Genomic DNA, 15105 nt, shown 5'->3' on the forward strand with positions numbered 1-15105 from the left:
GGCTCTATTGCAGGCGACGTTCAACACTCTGACTGCCGGGAGCAGACCTTGAAGTTCCAGATCCTCGATCCGACCCACCCCTTCTTCAAGCCGCTGTGGATCCGCATCCTCTGTGTCGTGGTGCCACTCGCCTGGGCCGGGGTGGAGTATTCGAATGCTGCCACAGGCTGGGCCTTGATCTTCGCCGCTTGCGGTCTCTATGCCGGCTACGAACTGCTGTTCATGTACGACCATACGATCAAGAAGGCCGAAGCCAAGGCAGAGGCCGAGCGTGCCAGGATCGCGGCAGAGGCCGAGCGCTCCGACGACGATTGAGAAAAAAACACGGGAGACGAGGAATGACCGATCTGTTGCGCAAGCCTGCCGGCAAATCCGGCAAGGTGCATGACATCACGCCGGCCAGCGCGGGCTGGGGTTATGTCGGCTTCGGGCTTTATCACCTGAAAGCGGGCGAGCAGGCGGCGGAGCAGACCGGCGAGACGGAGGTCATCCTGGTTCTCGTCGAGGGCAAGGCGACGATCAGCGCGTCGGGCAAGGATTTCGGCGAACTCGGCCAGCGCATGTCCGTGTTCGAGAAGACGCCGCCGCATTGTGTCTATGTGCCAGCCGGCAGCGACTGGACGGCGGAAGCGACGACCGACTGCGTGCTTGCGGTCTGCACGGCTCCGGCCATGCCGGGCCGCGAGGCACAGAAGATCGGGCCTGAGGGCATTTCCTTCGTCGAGCGCGGCAAGGGTGCCAATACAAGGCATATCTATCCGATTGCCATGGAAGATCGCGACGTCGCCGACAGCCTGCTGGTGACGGAAGTCTTCACGCCCTCGGGCAACTGGTCGTCCTATCCGCCGCATCGGCATGACGAGGATAACTATCCCGAGATGACCTATCTCGAGGAGACCTATTACCACCGTCTCAACCCGGCTCAGGGTTTTGGCTTCCAGCGGGTCTTTACCGAAGACGGCTCGCTCGATGAGACCATGGCGGTGTCTGATGGGGATGTGGTGCTGGTGCCGAAGGGGCATCACCCCTGCGGTGTGCCGCATGGCTACGAGATGTATTATCTCAACGTCATGGCCGGGCCGATGCGCAAGTGGCGCTTCCAGAACCACCCGGACCACGACTGGATCTACCAGCGCGACAGCAAGTAATTGGGGTGAAGGCGGTCATTGCCTTCACGAATGCGTTTCCTGGAACAATTCCAAATCCGTTCATCAATTGGCGCCGTAGTGGGAGCACAACGCGCCAATGATGGAGACGCACCCATGCCGAAGATCAGCCTCGCCCTTGTCGGGCTTGCCCTGAGTCTGCTGCCGTCCGCCGGACAGGCAGCGGACAAGTTCACCTTCGAAGACTATTTCACCGGCCGCACGGAAGCGGTCGGTTCGTTCAGCGCCATCAATGGCGTCAAGCGGACGTTTACGGTCGATCTGACCGGAAGCTGGGATGGGAAGACCTTGACGCTGCGCGAGGACTTCGTCTTCGATGACGGCACCAAGGATCGCAAGACCTGGCGCTTCACCAAGACCAGCCCCAACACCTATAGCGGCACCCGCGAGGACGTGATCGGCGAGACGAAGGTGACGATCAACGGCGCCGTCGCCCGCTTCAATTACCTCGTCTATCTGACGCCGCAGACGCAGAGCAACAAGGTGCGCTTCTGGGACAAGATGGTACTGCGCGAGGATGGGACGGTGCTGAACACGGCGCTCGTCACCAAATTCGGCATACCGGTCGCCAAGACCACCGTCGAGTTCCGCAAGCCCGGTTCTTCGCACAAGACGGCGAGCCGCTAAGGCTCAAGCCTTTCGTGCCGCGAGCCAGCGGTCGATACCACTGGCTGCGGCAATGCCGGTCGCGAAACAGGCGGTGAGCAGATAGCCGCCTGTCGGCGCCTCCCAGTCGAGCATTTCGCCCGACACAAAGGTGCCAGACCGGTTTTTCAGCATGAAGCCATCGTCGATCGCGTCGAGGGTTACACCGCCTGCCGTGGAGATCGCCTCGGCGATCGGGCGCTGGCGTTTGACAGGGAGCGGCAGAGCCTTGATGAGGCTTGCGAGGCCACTCGCGTCACGCTGGTTGGCTGCGGGATCGACTTCCCGCAGCAGAGCGATCTTCACTCCGTCGAGATTGGCGGCCTTCTTCAATCGTGTCGAAAAGCTCGCCTTGCGATCCTGACGCGCGAGGTCTGCGGCAAGCCTTTCGACCGTTCGTCCCGGTGCGAGGTCGAGGATCAGCGCGGCCTGACCGTCCCGCTCAAGCGCGTCCCTCAGCGCTGCCGAATGGGCATAGATCAGGCTGCCTTCGATGCCGCCCCGGCTGATGACAAATTCGCCCTGGGTGGTGCCGGCTGCCGAAGTGGCCTTGACCGACTTGACCGGCTGGCCGGAGAAACGCGTGTCGAAGCTTTCGGAAAAGTCGCAATCGAAACCGCAATTGGCCGGGCGAAGTGGGGCAATGTCGATGCCTTCGGCTTCGAGCAGCGGCACCCAGGCGGCATCCGAGCCGAGCTTTGGCCAGCTGGCGCCACCAAGTGCCAGAAGCGTCGCGTCCGCCGTCGCGCGCTTTGGACCGTCTGGCGTGTCGAAGAGCAGGGTGTCAGCGTCAAATCCTGTCCATCGGTGACGGGTGAGGATGGTCACGCCCATGCCTTCCAGCCGTTTCAGCCAGGCGCGCAAGAGCGGCGATGCCTTCATCGCCTTGGGAAAGACGCGGCCTGAGGAGCCGATAAAGGTATCCGTACCGAGCCCCGCTGCCCATGCGCGGATCGCCTCCGGTGTCATGAGGTCGAGCACCGGGCGCAGCCGGTCGTTTGCCGCGCCATAGCGGGTGACGAAACGGGCATAGTCTTCGGCATGGGTGATGTTGAGGCCAGACTTTCCGGCGAGCAGGAATTTGCGACCAACCGTCGGCATGGTGTCATAGACGGTGACGGCATGGCCCTTTGCGGCCAAATGTTCCGCCGCCATCAGGCCCGCCGGGCCGCCGCCGATGATCGCCACACTTTTCGTCATTGCGGATCAGTCCAGGGTGAAGGTCGAGAGACGGGAGACCAGGCCTTCGATCGTCGCGCTGTCGGCATTGGCAAAGGCGAAGCGCAGGTAGTCCTGGCAGTCGTCGCCAAAATAGGCACCGGGGATGCAGAGCACTCCAGCTTGCTTCGCCAGCCGTTCTGCGACGTGAGCGGAGTCCTGGCCTGCAAAGGGATGGCGGATGAAGGCGAAATAGGCGCCGAGCGAGTCCATCTTCCAGGCGGGAAGCTCGGCCATCACACCCTTCAGCGTATCGGCGCGCTTGAGGATCTCGATGCGGTTGTCTTCGCGCCAGGCCTTCAGCGCTGGGATCGCCTTCGCCACGGCTGCCTGGGGTGCACGTGGGGCGCAGATCTGCAGGTTGTCCATGACCTTGGCGATTTCCGAGACGGCGCGAGGCCCGGCTGTGATCGCACCGAGGCGATGACCGGGAATGCAGAAGGATTTGGAAAAGGAGTAGAGCAGGATGAGGTTCTCGTCCCAGCCGAGGATCGACAGGAGATCATGCGGACGGTCACCGCCGGGCAGAAAGTCGCGATAGGTCTCGTCGAGGATCAGGAAGGCACCGGCCTTGCGGCAGGCCTCGAATGCCTTGTGAAGCAGATTGGCGGGATAGATCGCACCCGTCGGATTGTTGGGCGAGACCAGGGCCACTGCCTTGACGCCGTTGGCAAGCGCCGTCTCGATGCCCTCGATATCAGGAACGAAGCCGGTCGCCGGATCGAGCGGGATCAGCTCGCGGCGAATGCCCATCATCGCCAGCGTGGTTTCCTGGTTGAAGTAGAATGGATCGGTTAGGGCCACCGCATCGCCGCTTGCGGCAATCGCAGAAATGACAGCCATGAAGGCCTGGTTGCAGCCAGCGGTGATGTGAATGTTCTCTGCGGTAACAGGCGCGCCATAGACTGAGGCCACTTCTGCCGCATAGGCCGCACGCAGCGGGGCCTCACCCTCGATCGGGCCATAGCCGGAATTCGCCCGTGCCGAGGCGGCCTCAGCCAGCCAGGCGAAGAGATCGGGATGCGGCGGATAGCCGGGCACCGCCTGGCTGAGATCGATCATCGGGCCACTCGCGCCGTTATAGGCGCGTGCCCAGGCGAAGACCGAGGGAACGGGCGGGGCCGAGAGATCAGCAACGAGCGGATTGAAGGGGGCGGCGGGCATGGTCTGTCCTTTGTCGGTGCAATGCGTCGCGCGCGCACAGGTTCTGCGCGTTATTGACGCGTTGCGGCGGGAGCCCAGTGCTACACCAAGCCGTGACCCTTTTCCAAGCCTTCGGCGGGCTCGCGGGTCAGCGGTGATCCTCGATGATCATCGCGGCTGCCTTTTCGGCGATCATCAGGGTCGGGGAATTGGTGTTGCCGGAGGTGATGGTCGGCATGACCGAGGCATCGGCGATGCGCAGGCCCTTCAGGGCGCGGAGCCGCAGGCGCGGATCGACGACGCTGTCCGGATCCGCCCCCATGCGGCAGGTACCAACGGGGTGGAAGATCGTGGTGCCGATATCGCCGGCCGCCTTCTCCAGCTCGGCATCGCTTTCAAGGTCAGGCCCAGGCCGATATTCTTCCGGCTGATAGCGGGCAAAGGCGGGCTGAGAGGCGATGCGGCGCGTCAGCCGGATCGAGCGGACGGCGACGTCGCGGTCGCCTGATGTCGAAAGATAGTTCGGCGCGATCTTCGGCTGGGCGGCGAAGTCTGGCGTGGCGATATGCACCGAGCCCCGGCTTTCGGGTCTCAGATTACAGACACTTGCCGTCATCGCCGGGAAGGGGTGTACGGGATCGCCGAACTTGTCGAGCGAGACCGGCTGGACATGATATTCGAGATCGGCGGTTTCCTTGTCCGGGCCGGAGCGGGTGAAGATGCCGAGCTGGCTCGGGGCCATGGACATCGGGCCAGAGCGGCGCCAAGCATATTCCAGCCCGATCATCGCCTTGCCATAGAAGCTGGAGGCGCGCTCGTTGAGCGTCGGCACGCCCTTGACCTTGAAGACGAGGCGGAGCTGAAGGTGGTCCTGCAGGTTTTCGCCGACGGCTGGCACTTCGCGCACCGTTTCTATCCCGGCATTCTGCAGGACGTCACCGCGGCCAATGCCGGAGAGTTCGAGGATCTGCGGCGAGCCGATGGCACCGGCTGACAGCACGACCTCGCGGCGGGCGGCGAAGCGTTTCAACTCACCGTCGTGATGGACGTCGGCGCCGGTTACGCGGTCGCCCTCGATAGCCAGGCGCTTCACATGGGCGCGGGTCAGGATGGTCAGGTTCTTCCGGTGTTTCGCCGGCTTGAGGAAGGCCTTCGCCGTGTTCCAGCGGATGCCGGAGCGCTGGTTGACCTCGAAGAAGCCGGAGCCTTCGTTGTTGCCGCGATTGAAGTCGTCCGTTTCCGGGATGCCTGCCTGTTTGGCCGCCTCGCGAAAGGCTTCCAGCACCTCCCAGCGAAGCCTGGCCTTTTCCACCCGCCATTCGCCGCCTGAACCATGCTTGTCGTCGGCGCCCCGGTGGAAGTCCTCTGTCTTCTTGAAAAGGGGCAGCACGTCATCCCAGCCCCAGCCGTCGCAGCCCATCTGGCGCCACTGGTCGTAGTCGCGGGCCTGGCCGCGCATATAGATCATGCCGTTGATCGAGGAGCAGCCGCCAAGCACCTTGCCTCTGGGATAGCCGATGGCGCGACCGTTCAGGCCCGGCTCGGCCTCTGTCTTGAAACACCAGTCGGTGCGCGGATTGTTGATGCAGTAGAGATAGCCGACCGGGATATGGATCCAGTGATAATTGTCGCTGCCGCCGGCCTCCAGCAGCAGCACGCGGCGCGACGGATCGGCGGAGAGCCGGTTGGCCAGCAGGCAGCCGGCAGTGCCGGCGCCGATGACGATGTAATCGTAGGTCTCCATGCTCCTCCCCGAGCGCTGCCTGCGTCTCAACTGTTTCGCAGGCGACCCTCCAGCAGGTCAAGCACGGAGCGGGCGGCGTCCATGACATTGGTGCCGGGGCCGAAGACGGCGGAGACGCCATGCTCCAGCAGGAAGTCGTAGTCCTGACGCGGAATGACCCCGCCGACGACGACGATCACGTCATTCGCGCCCTTGGCCTTCAGTGCCTCGACGAGCTGCGGAGCGAGCGTCTTGTGGCCGGCGGCAAGCGAGGACATACCGACGACCTGGACCTTGTTGGCCACGGCGAGATCTGCCGCTTCATCCGGTGTCTGGAACAGGGGGCCTGCCACGACATCGAAGCCGATATCGCCGAAGGCCGACGCAATCACCTTGGCGCCGCGATCATGGCCATCCTGGCCGAGCTTGGCGATCAGGATGCGCGGCTTCGAGGCGGCCTTGCCGTAATCCTTCAGGCGGGTCGTGAGCGTCTCCATTTCCGGATCGCCCTCATAGGCCTTGCCGTAGATGTCATGCACGACCTCTGGGACCGCGACGTGATCGCCGAAGACCGCGCGCATGGCATCCGAAATCTCGCCGACTGTGGCACGCGCCCGTGCCGCCTCGACAGCGGCTTCGAGCAGGTTGCCCTCTCCCGTGCGAGCGATTTCGGTCAGGCGCGCGAGGGTGGTTTCTACCCGCTTCGGGTCGCGCTGGCGGCGCGTCTGTTCGATGCGCTTGACCTGCGACAGACGAACGGCGGTGTTGTCGATTTCGAGGATGTCGATGGGTTCTTCGTTTTCCAGCCGGAACTTGTTGACCCCGACGATCACCTCCTCGCCCCGGTCGACGGCGGCCTGGCGGCGGGTGGCGGCTTCTTCGATCAGGCGCTTTGGCAGACCGTCATCGACAGCCTTGGTCATGCCACCCAGGCTTTCGACCTCCTCGATCAACGCCCAGGCTTTTTCCGCCAGTTCGTTGGTCAGGCTCTCGACATAATAGGAGCCGGCGAGCGGATCGACCACCTTGGTGACACCCGTCTCGTTCTGCAGGATCAGCTGGGTGTTGCGGGCGATGCGGGCGGAGAATTCCGTCGGCAGGGCGATTGCCTCGTCGAAGGAATTGGTGTGCAGCGACTGCGTGCCGCCGAGCGCTGCCGACATGGCCTCAAACGCCGTGCGGATGATGTTGTTGTAGGGGTCCTGTTCGGCCAGCGAAACGCCGGATGTCTGGCAATGGGTGCGCAGCATCAGGGAGGACGCCTTCTTCGGCTCGAATTCCTGCATGATGCGAGTCCAGAGCAGGCGGGCGGCGCGCAGCTTGGCTGCCTCCATGAAGAAGTTCATGCCGATGGCGAAGAAGAACGACAGCCGGCCGGCAAACTCGTCAACATCCATGCCCTTGGCGATGGCGGCACGGACATATTCGCGCCCGTCGGCCAGCGTGAAAGCGAGCTCCTGCACCAGCGTCGCACCGGCCTCTTGCATGTGATAGCCGGAGATCGAGATCGAGTTGAATTTCGGCATCTCCTTCGCCGTGTATTCGATGATGTCGGCGATGATCCGCATCGAGGGCTCGGGCGGGTAGATATAGGTGTTGCGGACCATGAATTCCTTGAGAATGTCGTTCTGGATGGTCCCCGACAGTTTTTCGCGCGAGACACCCTGTTCCTCGCCGGTGACGATGAAATTGGCGAGGATCGGAATGACGGCACCATTCATGGTCATCGACACCGAGATGTCCTGCAGCGGAATGCCGTCGAACAGGATCTTCATGTCCTCGACGCTATCGATCGCCACACCCGCCTTGCCGACATCGCCCTCGACGCGCGGATGATCCGAGTCATAGCCGCGATGGGTGGCAAGGTCGAAGGCGACGGAGACGCCCTGCTGCCCGGCGGCCAGCGCCTTGCGGTAGAAGGCATTCGACTCCTCTGCCGTCGAGAAGCCGGCATATTGCCGGATCGTCCAGGGGCGCACGGCATACATGGTGGCGCGCGGCCCGCGCACAAAGGGGGCAAAGCCCGGCAGGCTGTCGAGGTGGCCGATGCCGGCGATGTCGTCTGCCGTATAGAGCGGCTTCACCGGAATGCCCTCCGGCGTGTTCCAGACGAGGCTGTCCGCCGGACGCTTCAATTCCTTCTCGGCAAGCGCCTGCCAGTCGGCGATGGTTTTCTTGGTCATCGATGCGATCCTTATCTGAAGGCTGCGCGGTTCGGCGGTTCGCCGAGGGAGGTCAGTTTGACGGAATTTCGGGGTCGGGCTATTCTTTGAGGCTCAACCGGAGCGCCTTGCCATGACCGTAAAAGCCTCTGTCTCGCTCTCGCCGCAGCAGGAAGAATTCGCCCGCAAGCTGGTCGAGGACGGCCATTTTCCAAGCCTTGCCGCTGTCGTCGAGCGAGGGCTGGATCTGGTGCGGGAAGAGACGGAGATGCGGGAAGAGGATCAGGCGGCGTGGCGGGCGCTAATTGAGCGTCGGCGCAAGGGGCCTTTCCTCTCTGAGGCGGAAAGCCATGAGCGGATCGAGGCGATGATTGCTGCAAAGAAGGCCGAGTATGGTCTTTGAGGTCGAACTTTCGGAAGAAAGCGAGACCGATCTCAAGCAGATCTTCGATCATCTTGTTCAGTCCTACACCCAGTTGGGTGAGCCTCTTGAAGATGCCTTTGATCAAGCATCCGAACGCATTCGCCGGATCCGCAGCGATATCTTTGGCCTCGGGAAAGCGCCCTACCAGGGGACATTGTCGAAGGAGATTGGCGACGGTCTGCGTCACGTCACCAAGAACTGCGCAGTCATCTATTTCGACGTCTACGAGGCGACGCGGACCGTTCAGGTAATTGCCGTCTTCTTCGGTGGACAGGATCATCAGCGGCATATGCTGAAGCGGCCGTCTTAGGCGGCTTTGCTTCGTCTGCTGGTTTGCCACGCGGATACCCCCCTCTGTCCTGCCGGACATCTCCCCCTCAAGGGGGGAGATCACGGTGGGGCTTGCCTTCTGCCGGATTGTTGACGTCGAGTCGTAAAGGTGGGCGAAACGCCATCGGCCAATCTTCCCCCTTGAGGGGGAGATGTCGGCGTAGCCGACAGAGGGTGGTATTCCCGCGACGGACGTCACCCCTCGAACTCCATGATCAACTCATCCACCGCCAGGCTCTGGCCCGGCTTGACGACGATCTTTTTCACCGTACCCCGGCGTTCGGCCTTCAGGATATTTTCCATCTTCATCGCCTCGACGGTGGCGAGCGCCTGGCCGGCCTCGACGGTCTCGCCTTCTTTCACCGCAACCCCGGTGATGACACCCGGCATCGGGCAAAGCAGCATCTTGGACGTATCCGGCGGCAGCTTTTCGGGCATGAGTTTGGCAAGCGCCGCGACACGCGGCGAGCGGACGCGGGCGGTCAAATCCATGCCGCGCCAGCGGAGCCGGATGGCGGGGCCCTTGAGGTCGACCTTGACCGCGAGCGTCTCGCCGCCGATGTCGGCATGGGCGAGTGTCTGACCCGGCTGCCACTCGGTGGCGATCACCAGCTCGTTGCCGGTCTCGAATGCGACGCGCGCGTTGCCGGTGCCTTCGGTAACGGCCAGGGCATGGTCGCTACCGGCGAGATTGACGACCCAGTCCTTGCCGAGTTTGCGGGTATGGTTGCCGATGGTGCCGGAGATCTGGATGGCGCGGGCCTGCAGGCGGTGATTGATCACAGCGGCGATCGCGGCGAGCTTTTCCGCCGAGGCCGCATCCGGCGTGACGCCGGTAAAGCCGTGCCTGAATTCCTCGGCGATATAGGCCGTGGTGATCTTGCCGGAGCGGAAACGATCCTGGTTCATGACTGCTGAAAGGAAGGGCAGGTTGTGGCCGATGCCTTCGACCTCGAAGCTGTCGAGCGCTTCCGACATCGCCTCGATGGCGGTCAGTCGATCAGGAGCCCAGGTGCAGAGCTTGGCGATCATCGGGTCGTAATACATCGAGATCTCGCCGCCTTCGAAGACGCCGGTGTCGTTGCGAACAACGGTGCCTTCGGCCGTCGTGCCCTCTGCCGGCGGGCGATAACGGGTGAGCCGGCCGATCGAGGGCAGGAAGTTGCGATAGGGGTCTTCGGCGTAGAGCCGGCTTTCAATCGCCCAGCCGTTGAGCTTCACGTCATCCTGGCCGAAGCTGAGCTTTTCGCCCGCCGCGACACGGATCATCTGCTCCACGAGATCAAGACCGGTCACCAGCTCGGTGACGGGATGTTCGACCTGCAGGCGGGTGTTCATCTCGAGGAAGTAGAACTTGTTCTCTTTGCCATCGACGATGAATTCCACGGTACCGGCGGAGTGGTAGCCGACGGCTTTTGCCAAGGCGACGGCCTGTTCGCCCATGGCCTTGCGGGTCGCGGCATCGAGGAAGGGCGAGGGGGCCTCTTCGATGACCTTCTGGTTTCGCCGCTGGATCGAACATTCGCGCTCGCCGAGATAGAGCGTGTTGCCGTGCTTGTCGCCGAGGACCTGGATTTCGATATGGCGTGGTTCAGTGACGAATTTTTCGATGAAGATGCGGTCGTCGCCGAACGAATTCTTCGCCTCGTTCTTCGACGACTGGAAGCCTTCGCGGGCCTCTTCTGCATTCCAGGCGATGCGCATGCCCTTGCCGCCGCCGCCGGCCGAGGCCTTGATCATCACGGGATAGCCGATCTGATCGGAGATCTTCACCGCCTCGTCGGCATCGGCAATCAGGCCCATATGGCCGGGCACGGTCGAGACGCCGGCTTCGGCCGCCAGCTTTTTCGAGGTGATCTTGTCACCCATGGCCTGGATGGCACCGACCGGCGGGCCTATGAAGGTCACGCCCGCCTTTTCCAATGCTTCGGCGAAGGCGGCGTTTTCAGAAAGGAAGCCATAGCCTGGATGGACGGCATCGGCGCCGGTCTGCCTTATGGCATCGAGGATCTTGTCGATGACGATATAGGACTGGTTCGACGGCGCCGGGCCAATATGCACCGCCTCATCGGCCATCTCGACATGCAGCGCATTGCGGTCGGCATCGGAATAGACGGCGACCGTCTTGATCCCGAGCTTCTTCGCGGTCTTGATGACCCGGCAGGCAATTTCGCCCCGGTTGGCGATGAGGATTTTCAGGATCACTTATTTTCTCTCCCTGCCGTTTATCATCCGGACACAGCTGCCAGGCGCTCAAGCGCCAGATCTGTTCGCTATTCCCGCGCCTTCTTCTTCAATCCCTTCGCCACGCTCTGTTCGCTCGTGACCTCGCCGAAGGCTTCGGGAAAGTTCTTCCGGGCCAGCGGCTCGTTTATCTTCAGCTTGGCGAAATAGGATTGCGGATCGAAGCCGCGTTCGGCGGCGATCACTTCGCGGCCGAAGAGGCGGCAGAGGCGTTCGCCGTCGAGATTGCCGCGTTCGAAGGGTTCGGTGCCGAAAAACTGCCATAGCGCCTGCATGAAGCCGAGGTCGGCGAGCGCCACCGTCTGGTCCATGGTGCGGTGGCGCGGCCAGTTGGTCACCGGCGTCACCTTCGGATTGGCGCGGCGGATCGTGTATTGCCACTGCGTTCCGGGCAGACCGAGCGGAAAACCCTGATGTTTCGGCATGAGCGGATCTTTTGCCATGGGTTCAGACCTCGAACACGTCTTCGAAGGATTCGGGGAAGTTCTTCCGCGCCACCTTCTCGTCGATGACAAGCATCGCCTCATAGGACAGAGGATCGAATTCCTTGGTGGCCGAGATCACTTCGCGGCCGAAAAGCAGGCTCAGGCGCGCAGCATCGAGATTGCCACGCTCGAAGGGCTCTGCGCCGAAATGATGCCAGAGCGCATGCAGGAAGGCCGCGTCGATCCGGTGTTCCTTGGTGCCGGGCCGTGCCTTGCGGGGCAGGGCCTTGATCGGGGTGACGCCGCGCGGATTGGCGCGGCGGATGGTGAATTGCACACCGGTCCCCGGCATGCCGCCGGGGAAACCGCGATGTTTGGTCATGTCGGGGAGGCTTGGCATGGTCTCTCCTTACGCCGCAGCGATCTTGTCCTGCGTCTTCGTTCCGAAGTCGGAGGCATCGTGGCGTTCATGCAGCTGTTCGGAAAGCGGGCCGGAGGTCTTGTTGACGATCGCGCCGCGCTGCACGGCGGGGCGGGCGGCGAGCTGCTTGGCCCAGCGCAGGACGTGGGTGTATTCATGGGTCGACAGGAAGGTGCCGGCATCCGGATAGGACTGGTCGAGTGCGAGCCTGCCGTACCAGGGCCAGATCGCCATGTCGGCAATGGTGTAGTCGCTGCCGGAGACGAATTCGTTTTCGGCGAGCTGACGGTCGAGAACGTCCATCTGACGCTTGGTTTCCATCGCGTAGCGGTCGATCGCATACTGGATCTTGACCGGCGCATAGGTGAAGAAGTGGCCGAAGCCGCCGCCGACGAAGGGGGCGGAGCCCATCTGCCAGAAGAGCCAGTTGAAGGCTTCGGCGCGGCTGCGCGGATCATTCGGCAGGAAGGCACCGAACTTTTCCGCAAGATAGGTCATGATCGAGGCACTCTCGAACAGCCGGATCGGCTTGCCGCCATCGACCGGCGCATGGTCGGCGAGGGCCGGGATCTTGGAATTGGGGTTGATACCGACAAAGCCCGAGCCGAACTGCTCACCCTTGCCGATATTGATCAGCCAGGCATCGTATTCGGCGCCCTTGTGACCGGCCGCCAGCAGCTCTTCGAGCAGGATCGTCACCTTCTGGCCGTTCGGCGTTGCCAGCGAATAGAGCTGCAGCGGATGTTTGCCGACCTTGAGCTCGACCTCTGTCTGCGCGCCTGCCGTCGGGCGGTTGATGCTGGCGAACTGGCCGCCATTGCCTTGCTCCCAGGTCCAGACCTTGGGCGGCTGATAGCCGGTAGGCAGGTTCTTCTCGGGCGGGAATTTTTCGTCGGTCATGAAATCGGGTCCTTTTGCGGTGGGCGCGCGAACGGCGCGATCGGGTTCTATATAGGCGATGATGGCGCTTCGCCTCAGCCCCTATTCTGTCGTTCGTCGTCCGTCCACCTTACTCTGCAGCTTCTGCGGGCGGTTTCGCACCCGGATATTTTTGGCCTTTCAGCATCCCGTCGATGCTGAGATCTTCATCGAGTTCAGGCCAATGAACGCCTGAGGGTGAAAGCTCGATGCGGTTTCGCGCTTCCGGGTTTGCTGCGAGCAGCGGCGGATACCACCAGAGCGGGGTCGACAGCTTCAGGCCATTCGCCAGCACCACGATCAGCTCGCCGTCGCTGCATTTGGCTTCAACCGGTTCGAACTCTTCCCAGTTCTCATCCGAAATAACGGTTACAGGCATCAATGAACTCCTTCCGATGTTCATTCACGACATCAATGATGGCGTTGACCTCGTGATCCGCCACCCGTCGATTATACGCCACACGCACGGGATCGAGCCACAGTTTCAGTTCCTTGCGATCCTTGCGATCCTTGCGGACATGGACGTGCGGCGGTTCGCCTCTGTCCAGGCTGAAAAACAGAAATTTCCAGCCCTTCCATTCAAAGATCGTCGGCATCTCGCCTTCCTCTTGCAGCGGACCTCTTACAGTGTGCCTCTCACAGCGGGATCGTATCGTGCTTCTTCCAATGCGTGCCGACCTGCTTGTTGCGGAGGCTCGCGAAAGCCTTGGCAATGCGGCGGCGCGAGGAATGCGGCATGATCACTTCGTCGATGAAGCCGCGTTCGGCGGCCTTGAAGGGGTTGGCGAAGTTTACTTCGTACTCCTTCGTCCGCGCCGCGATCTTCTCGGCATCGCCAAGTTCGGAGCGGTAGAGGATTTCGGTGGCACCCTTGGCGCCCATCACGGCGATTTCGGCGGTTGGCCAGGCATAGTTGATATCGGCGCCGATATGCTTGGAGGCCATGACGTCATAGGCGCCGCCATAGGCCTTGCGGGTGATGAGGGTCACCATCGGTACGGTCGCCTGGCTATAGGCGAAGAGGAGCTTGGCGCCATGCTTGATGACGCCGCCATATTCCTGGGCGGTGCCGGGCAGGAAGCCGGGCACATCGACCAGCGTCAGGATCGGGATGGAGAAGGCATCACAGAAGCGGACGAAACGGGCGGCCTTGCGCGATGAATCGATATCCAGGCAGCCTGCCAGCACCATTGGCTGGTTAGCGACGACGCCGACCGTCTGGCCCTCCATGCGGATAAAGCCGGTGATGATGTTCTTCGCAAAGGCTTCCTGGATCTCGAAGAAATCGCCCTCGTCGGCCAGCGCGTAGATCAGCTCCTTCATGTCATAGGGCTTGTTGGAACTGTCCGGGATCAGCGTGTCCAGCCGCATGTCGATGCGGGCGGGATCGTCGTGGAAGGGGCGGACCGGCGGCTTTTCGCGGTTGTTGAGCGGCAGGAAGTCGAAGAGCAGGCGGACCTGCTCCAGGGCTTCGATGTCGTTCTCATAGGCGCCATCGGCGACGGAGGATTTTTTCGTGTGCGTCGAGGCGCCGCCCAGTTCTTCTGCCGTGACGATCTCGTTGGTCACGGTCTTCACCACGTCGGGGCCAGTCACAAACATGTAGGAGCTATCGCGCACCATGAAGATGAAGTCGGTCATCGCAGGCGAATAGACGGCACCGCCGGCGCAGGGGCCCATAATCACGGAGATCTGCGGGATGACGCCCGAGGCATCGACATTGCGCTTGAAGACATCGGCATAGCCGGCCAGCGATGCCACGCCTTCCTGGATGCGGGCACCGCCGGAATCGTTGAGGCCGATCACGGGGGCGCCGACCTTCATCGCCATGTCCATGATCTTGCAGATCTTCTGGGCATGGGTTTCAGACAGCGAGCCGCCGAGCACGGTGAAATCCTGGGAGAAGACATAGACCTGACGGCCATTGATCGTGCCCCAGCCGGTGACGACGCCGTCGCCCGGCACCTTCTGCTCGGCCATGCCGAAATCCACGCAGCGGTGCGTGACATACATGTCGTATTCTTCGAACGAGCCTTCGTCGAGCAGGACCTCGATGCGCTCGCGGGCGGTCAGCTTGCCCTTGCCGTGCTGGGCGGCAATGCGCTTTTCGCCGCCGCCGAGGCGGGCCTCGTCGCGGCGGGCTTCGAGCTGGTCCAGGATCGTCGACATGCTTCCTCCGGAATGATCTTGATGGCTTCAGGCCTTGATGTGACACCTATTCCACTGTGCCGCAGAAGAAAACGGTTGAACAGGTGCATCTGTGGATTTATGAATTTGCAAAGTGAA

16 protein-coding genes are annotated in these 15105 nt (G+C 62.3%); 5 read left to right on the forward strand and 11 right to left on the reverse strand.

Annotated features, from left to right (window positions below):
- Positions 1–48 precede the first annotated feature (48 nt).
- From AC1PUL_RS01320 to AC1PUL_RS01330, 3 genes are all read left to right on the forward strand, one after another.
- The gene (locus AC1PUL_RS01320; protein WP_480466251.1) at positions 49–315 is read left to right on the forward strand and encodes a hypothetical protein; all 267 of its coding nucleotides are present in this window, start codon (positions 49–51) and stop codon (positions 313–315) included.
- 23 nt (positions 316–338) lie between these two features.
- Complete coding sequence (gene iolB, locus AC1PUL_RS01325) at positions 339–1148, forward strand: 5-deoxy-glucuronate isomerase (protein ID WP_480466252.1); 810 nt, start codon at positions 339–341, stop codon at positions 1146–1148.
- Between the two features lie 114 nt (positions 1149–1262).
- Positions 1263–1793 carry a DUF3833 family protein gene (locus tag AC1PUL_RS01330; RefSeq protein ID WP_480466253.1) on the forward strand — a complete coding sequence of 177 codons (531 nt, stop codon included), beginning with the start codon at positions 1263–1265 and terminating at the stop codon, positions 1791–1793.
- Positions 1794–1796: 3 nt separating this feature from the next.
- Here the strand turns inward: AC1PUL_RS01330 and AC1PUL_RS01335 are convergent, their stop codons facing one another.
- The 4 genes from AC1PUL_RS01335 to scpA all read right to left on the reverse strand — a co-directional run bounded on the left by AC1PUL_RS01335 (position 1797) and on the right by scpA (position 8078).
- A complete protein-coding gene (locus AC1PUL_RS01335; protein ID WP_480466254.1) occupies positions 1797–3011 on the reverse strand; it encodes a TIGR03862 family flavoprotein in 1215 nt (404 codons plus the stop codon).
- A 6-nt stretch (positions 3012–3017) separates the two neighbouring features.
- The gene (locus AC1PUL_RS01340) at positions 3018–4193 is read right to left on the reverse strand and encodes an aminotransferase (protein ID WP_480466255.1); all 1176 of its coding nucleotides are present in this window, start codon (positions 4191–4193) and stop codon (positions 3018–3020) included.
- A gap of 127 nt (positions 4194–4320) precedes the next feature.
- Positions 4321–5916 carry a GMC family oxidoreductase gene (locus AC1PUL_RS01345; RefSeq protein WP_480466256.1) on the reverse strand — a complete coding sequence of 532 codons (1596 nt, stop codon included), beginning with the start codon at positions 5914–5916 and terminating at the stop codon, positions 4321–4323.
- Positions 5917–5942: 26 nt separating this feature from the next.
- A complete protein-coding gene (scpA, locus tag AC1PUL_RS01350; RefSeq protein WP_480466257.1) occupies positions 5943–8078 on the reverse strand; it encodes a methylmalonyl-CoA mutase in 2136 nt (711 codons plus the stop codon).
- Positions 8079–8190: 112 nt separating this feature from the next.
- Here scpA and AC1PUL_RS01355 point away from each other — a divergent pair, with 112 nt between their 5' ends.
- Together AC1PUL_RS01355 and AC1PUL_RS01360 are read left to right on the forward strand one after the other, a co-directional pair.
- Positions 8191–8460, forward strand: coding sequence for a type II toxin-antitoxin system ParD family antitoxin (locus AC1PUL_RS01355; protein ID WP_480466258.1), 270 nt, complete (start codon positions 8191–8193; stop codon positions 8458–8460).
- Complete coding sequence (locus AC1PUL_RS01360; protein WP_480466259.1) at positions 8450–8791, forward strand: type II toxin-antitoxin system RelE/ParE family toxin; 342 nt, start codon at positions 8450–8452, stop codon at positions 8789–8791. The genes AC1PUL_RS01355 and AC1PUL_RS01360 overlap by 11 nt, the downstream gene beginning before the upstream one ends.
- Positions 8792–9006: 215 nt before the next feature.
- On the opposite strand, the gene AC1PUL_RS01365 is transcribed toward AC1PUL_RS01360, so the two are convergent.
- From AC1PUL_RS01365 to AC1PUL_RS01395, 7 genes are all read right to left on the reverse strand, one after another.
- The gene (locus AC1PUL_RS01365) at positions 9007–11016 is read right to left on the reverse strand and encodes an acetyl-CoA carboxylase biotin carboxylase subunit (protein ID WP_480466260.1); all 2010 of its coding nucleotides are present in this window, start codon (positions 11014–11016) and stop codon (positions 9007–9009) included.
- A 68-nt stretch (positions 11017–11084) separates the two neighbouring features.
- Complete coding sequence (locus AC1PUL_RS01370; RefSeq protein ID WP_480466261.1) at positions 11085–11498, reverse strand: hypothetical protein; 414 nt, start codon at positions 11496–11498, stop codon at positions 11085–11087.
- Between the two features lie 4 nt (positions 11499–11502).
- Positions 11503–11880, reverse strand: coding sequence for a hypothetical protein (locus tag AC1PUL_RS01375; RefSeq protein WP_136600121.1), 378 nt, complete (start codon positions 11878–11880; stop codon positions 11503–11505).
- Positions 11881–11889: 9 nt separating this feature from the next.
- Positions 11890–12801 (reverse strand): glutathione-dependent disulfide-bond oxidoreductase, encoded by a 912-nt coding sequence (yghU, locus tag AC1PUL_RS01380; protein WP_480466262.1) that lies wholly within the window; start codon positions 12799–12801, stop codon positions 11890–11892.
- 109 nt (positions 12802–12910) lie between these two features.
- Positions 12911–13198 (reverse strand): DUF2442 domain-containing protein, encoded by a 288-nt coding sequence (locus AC1PUL_RS01385; protein ID WP_480466263.1) that lies wholly within the window; start codon positions 13196–13198, stop codon positions 12911–12913.
- A complete protein-coding gene (locus AC1PUL_RS01390) occupies positions 13173–13415 on the reverse strand; it encodes a DUF4160 domain-containing protein (RefSeq protein ID WP_480466264.1) in 243 nt (80 codons plus the stop codon). The genes AC1PUL_RS01385 and AC1PUL_RS01390 overlap by 26 nt, the downstream gene beginning before the upstream one ends.
- Positions 13416–13455: 40 nt before the next feature.
- Positions 13456–14988 (reverse strand): acyl-CoA carboxylase subunit beta, encoded by a 1533-nt coding sequence (locus tag AC1PUL_RS01395; protein ID WP_480466265.1) that lies wholly within the window; start codon positions 14986–14988, stop codon positions 13456–13458.
- Between the last annotated feature and the right edge of the window lie 117 nt (positions 14989–15105).

This window comes from Rhizobium sp. P43 (assembly GCF_056730705.1).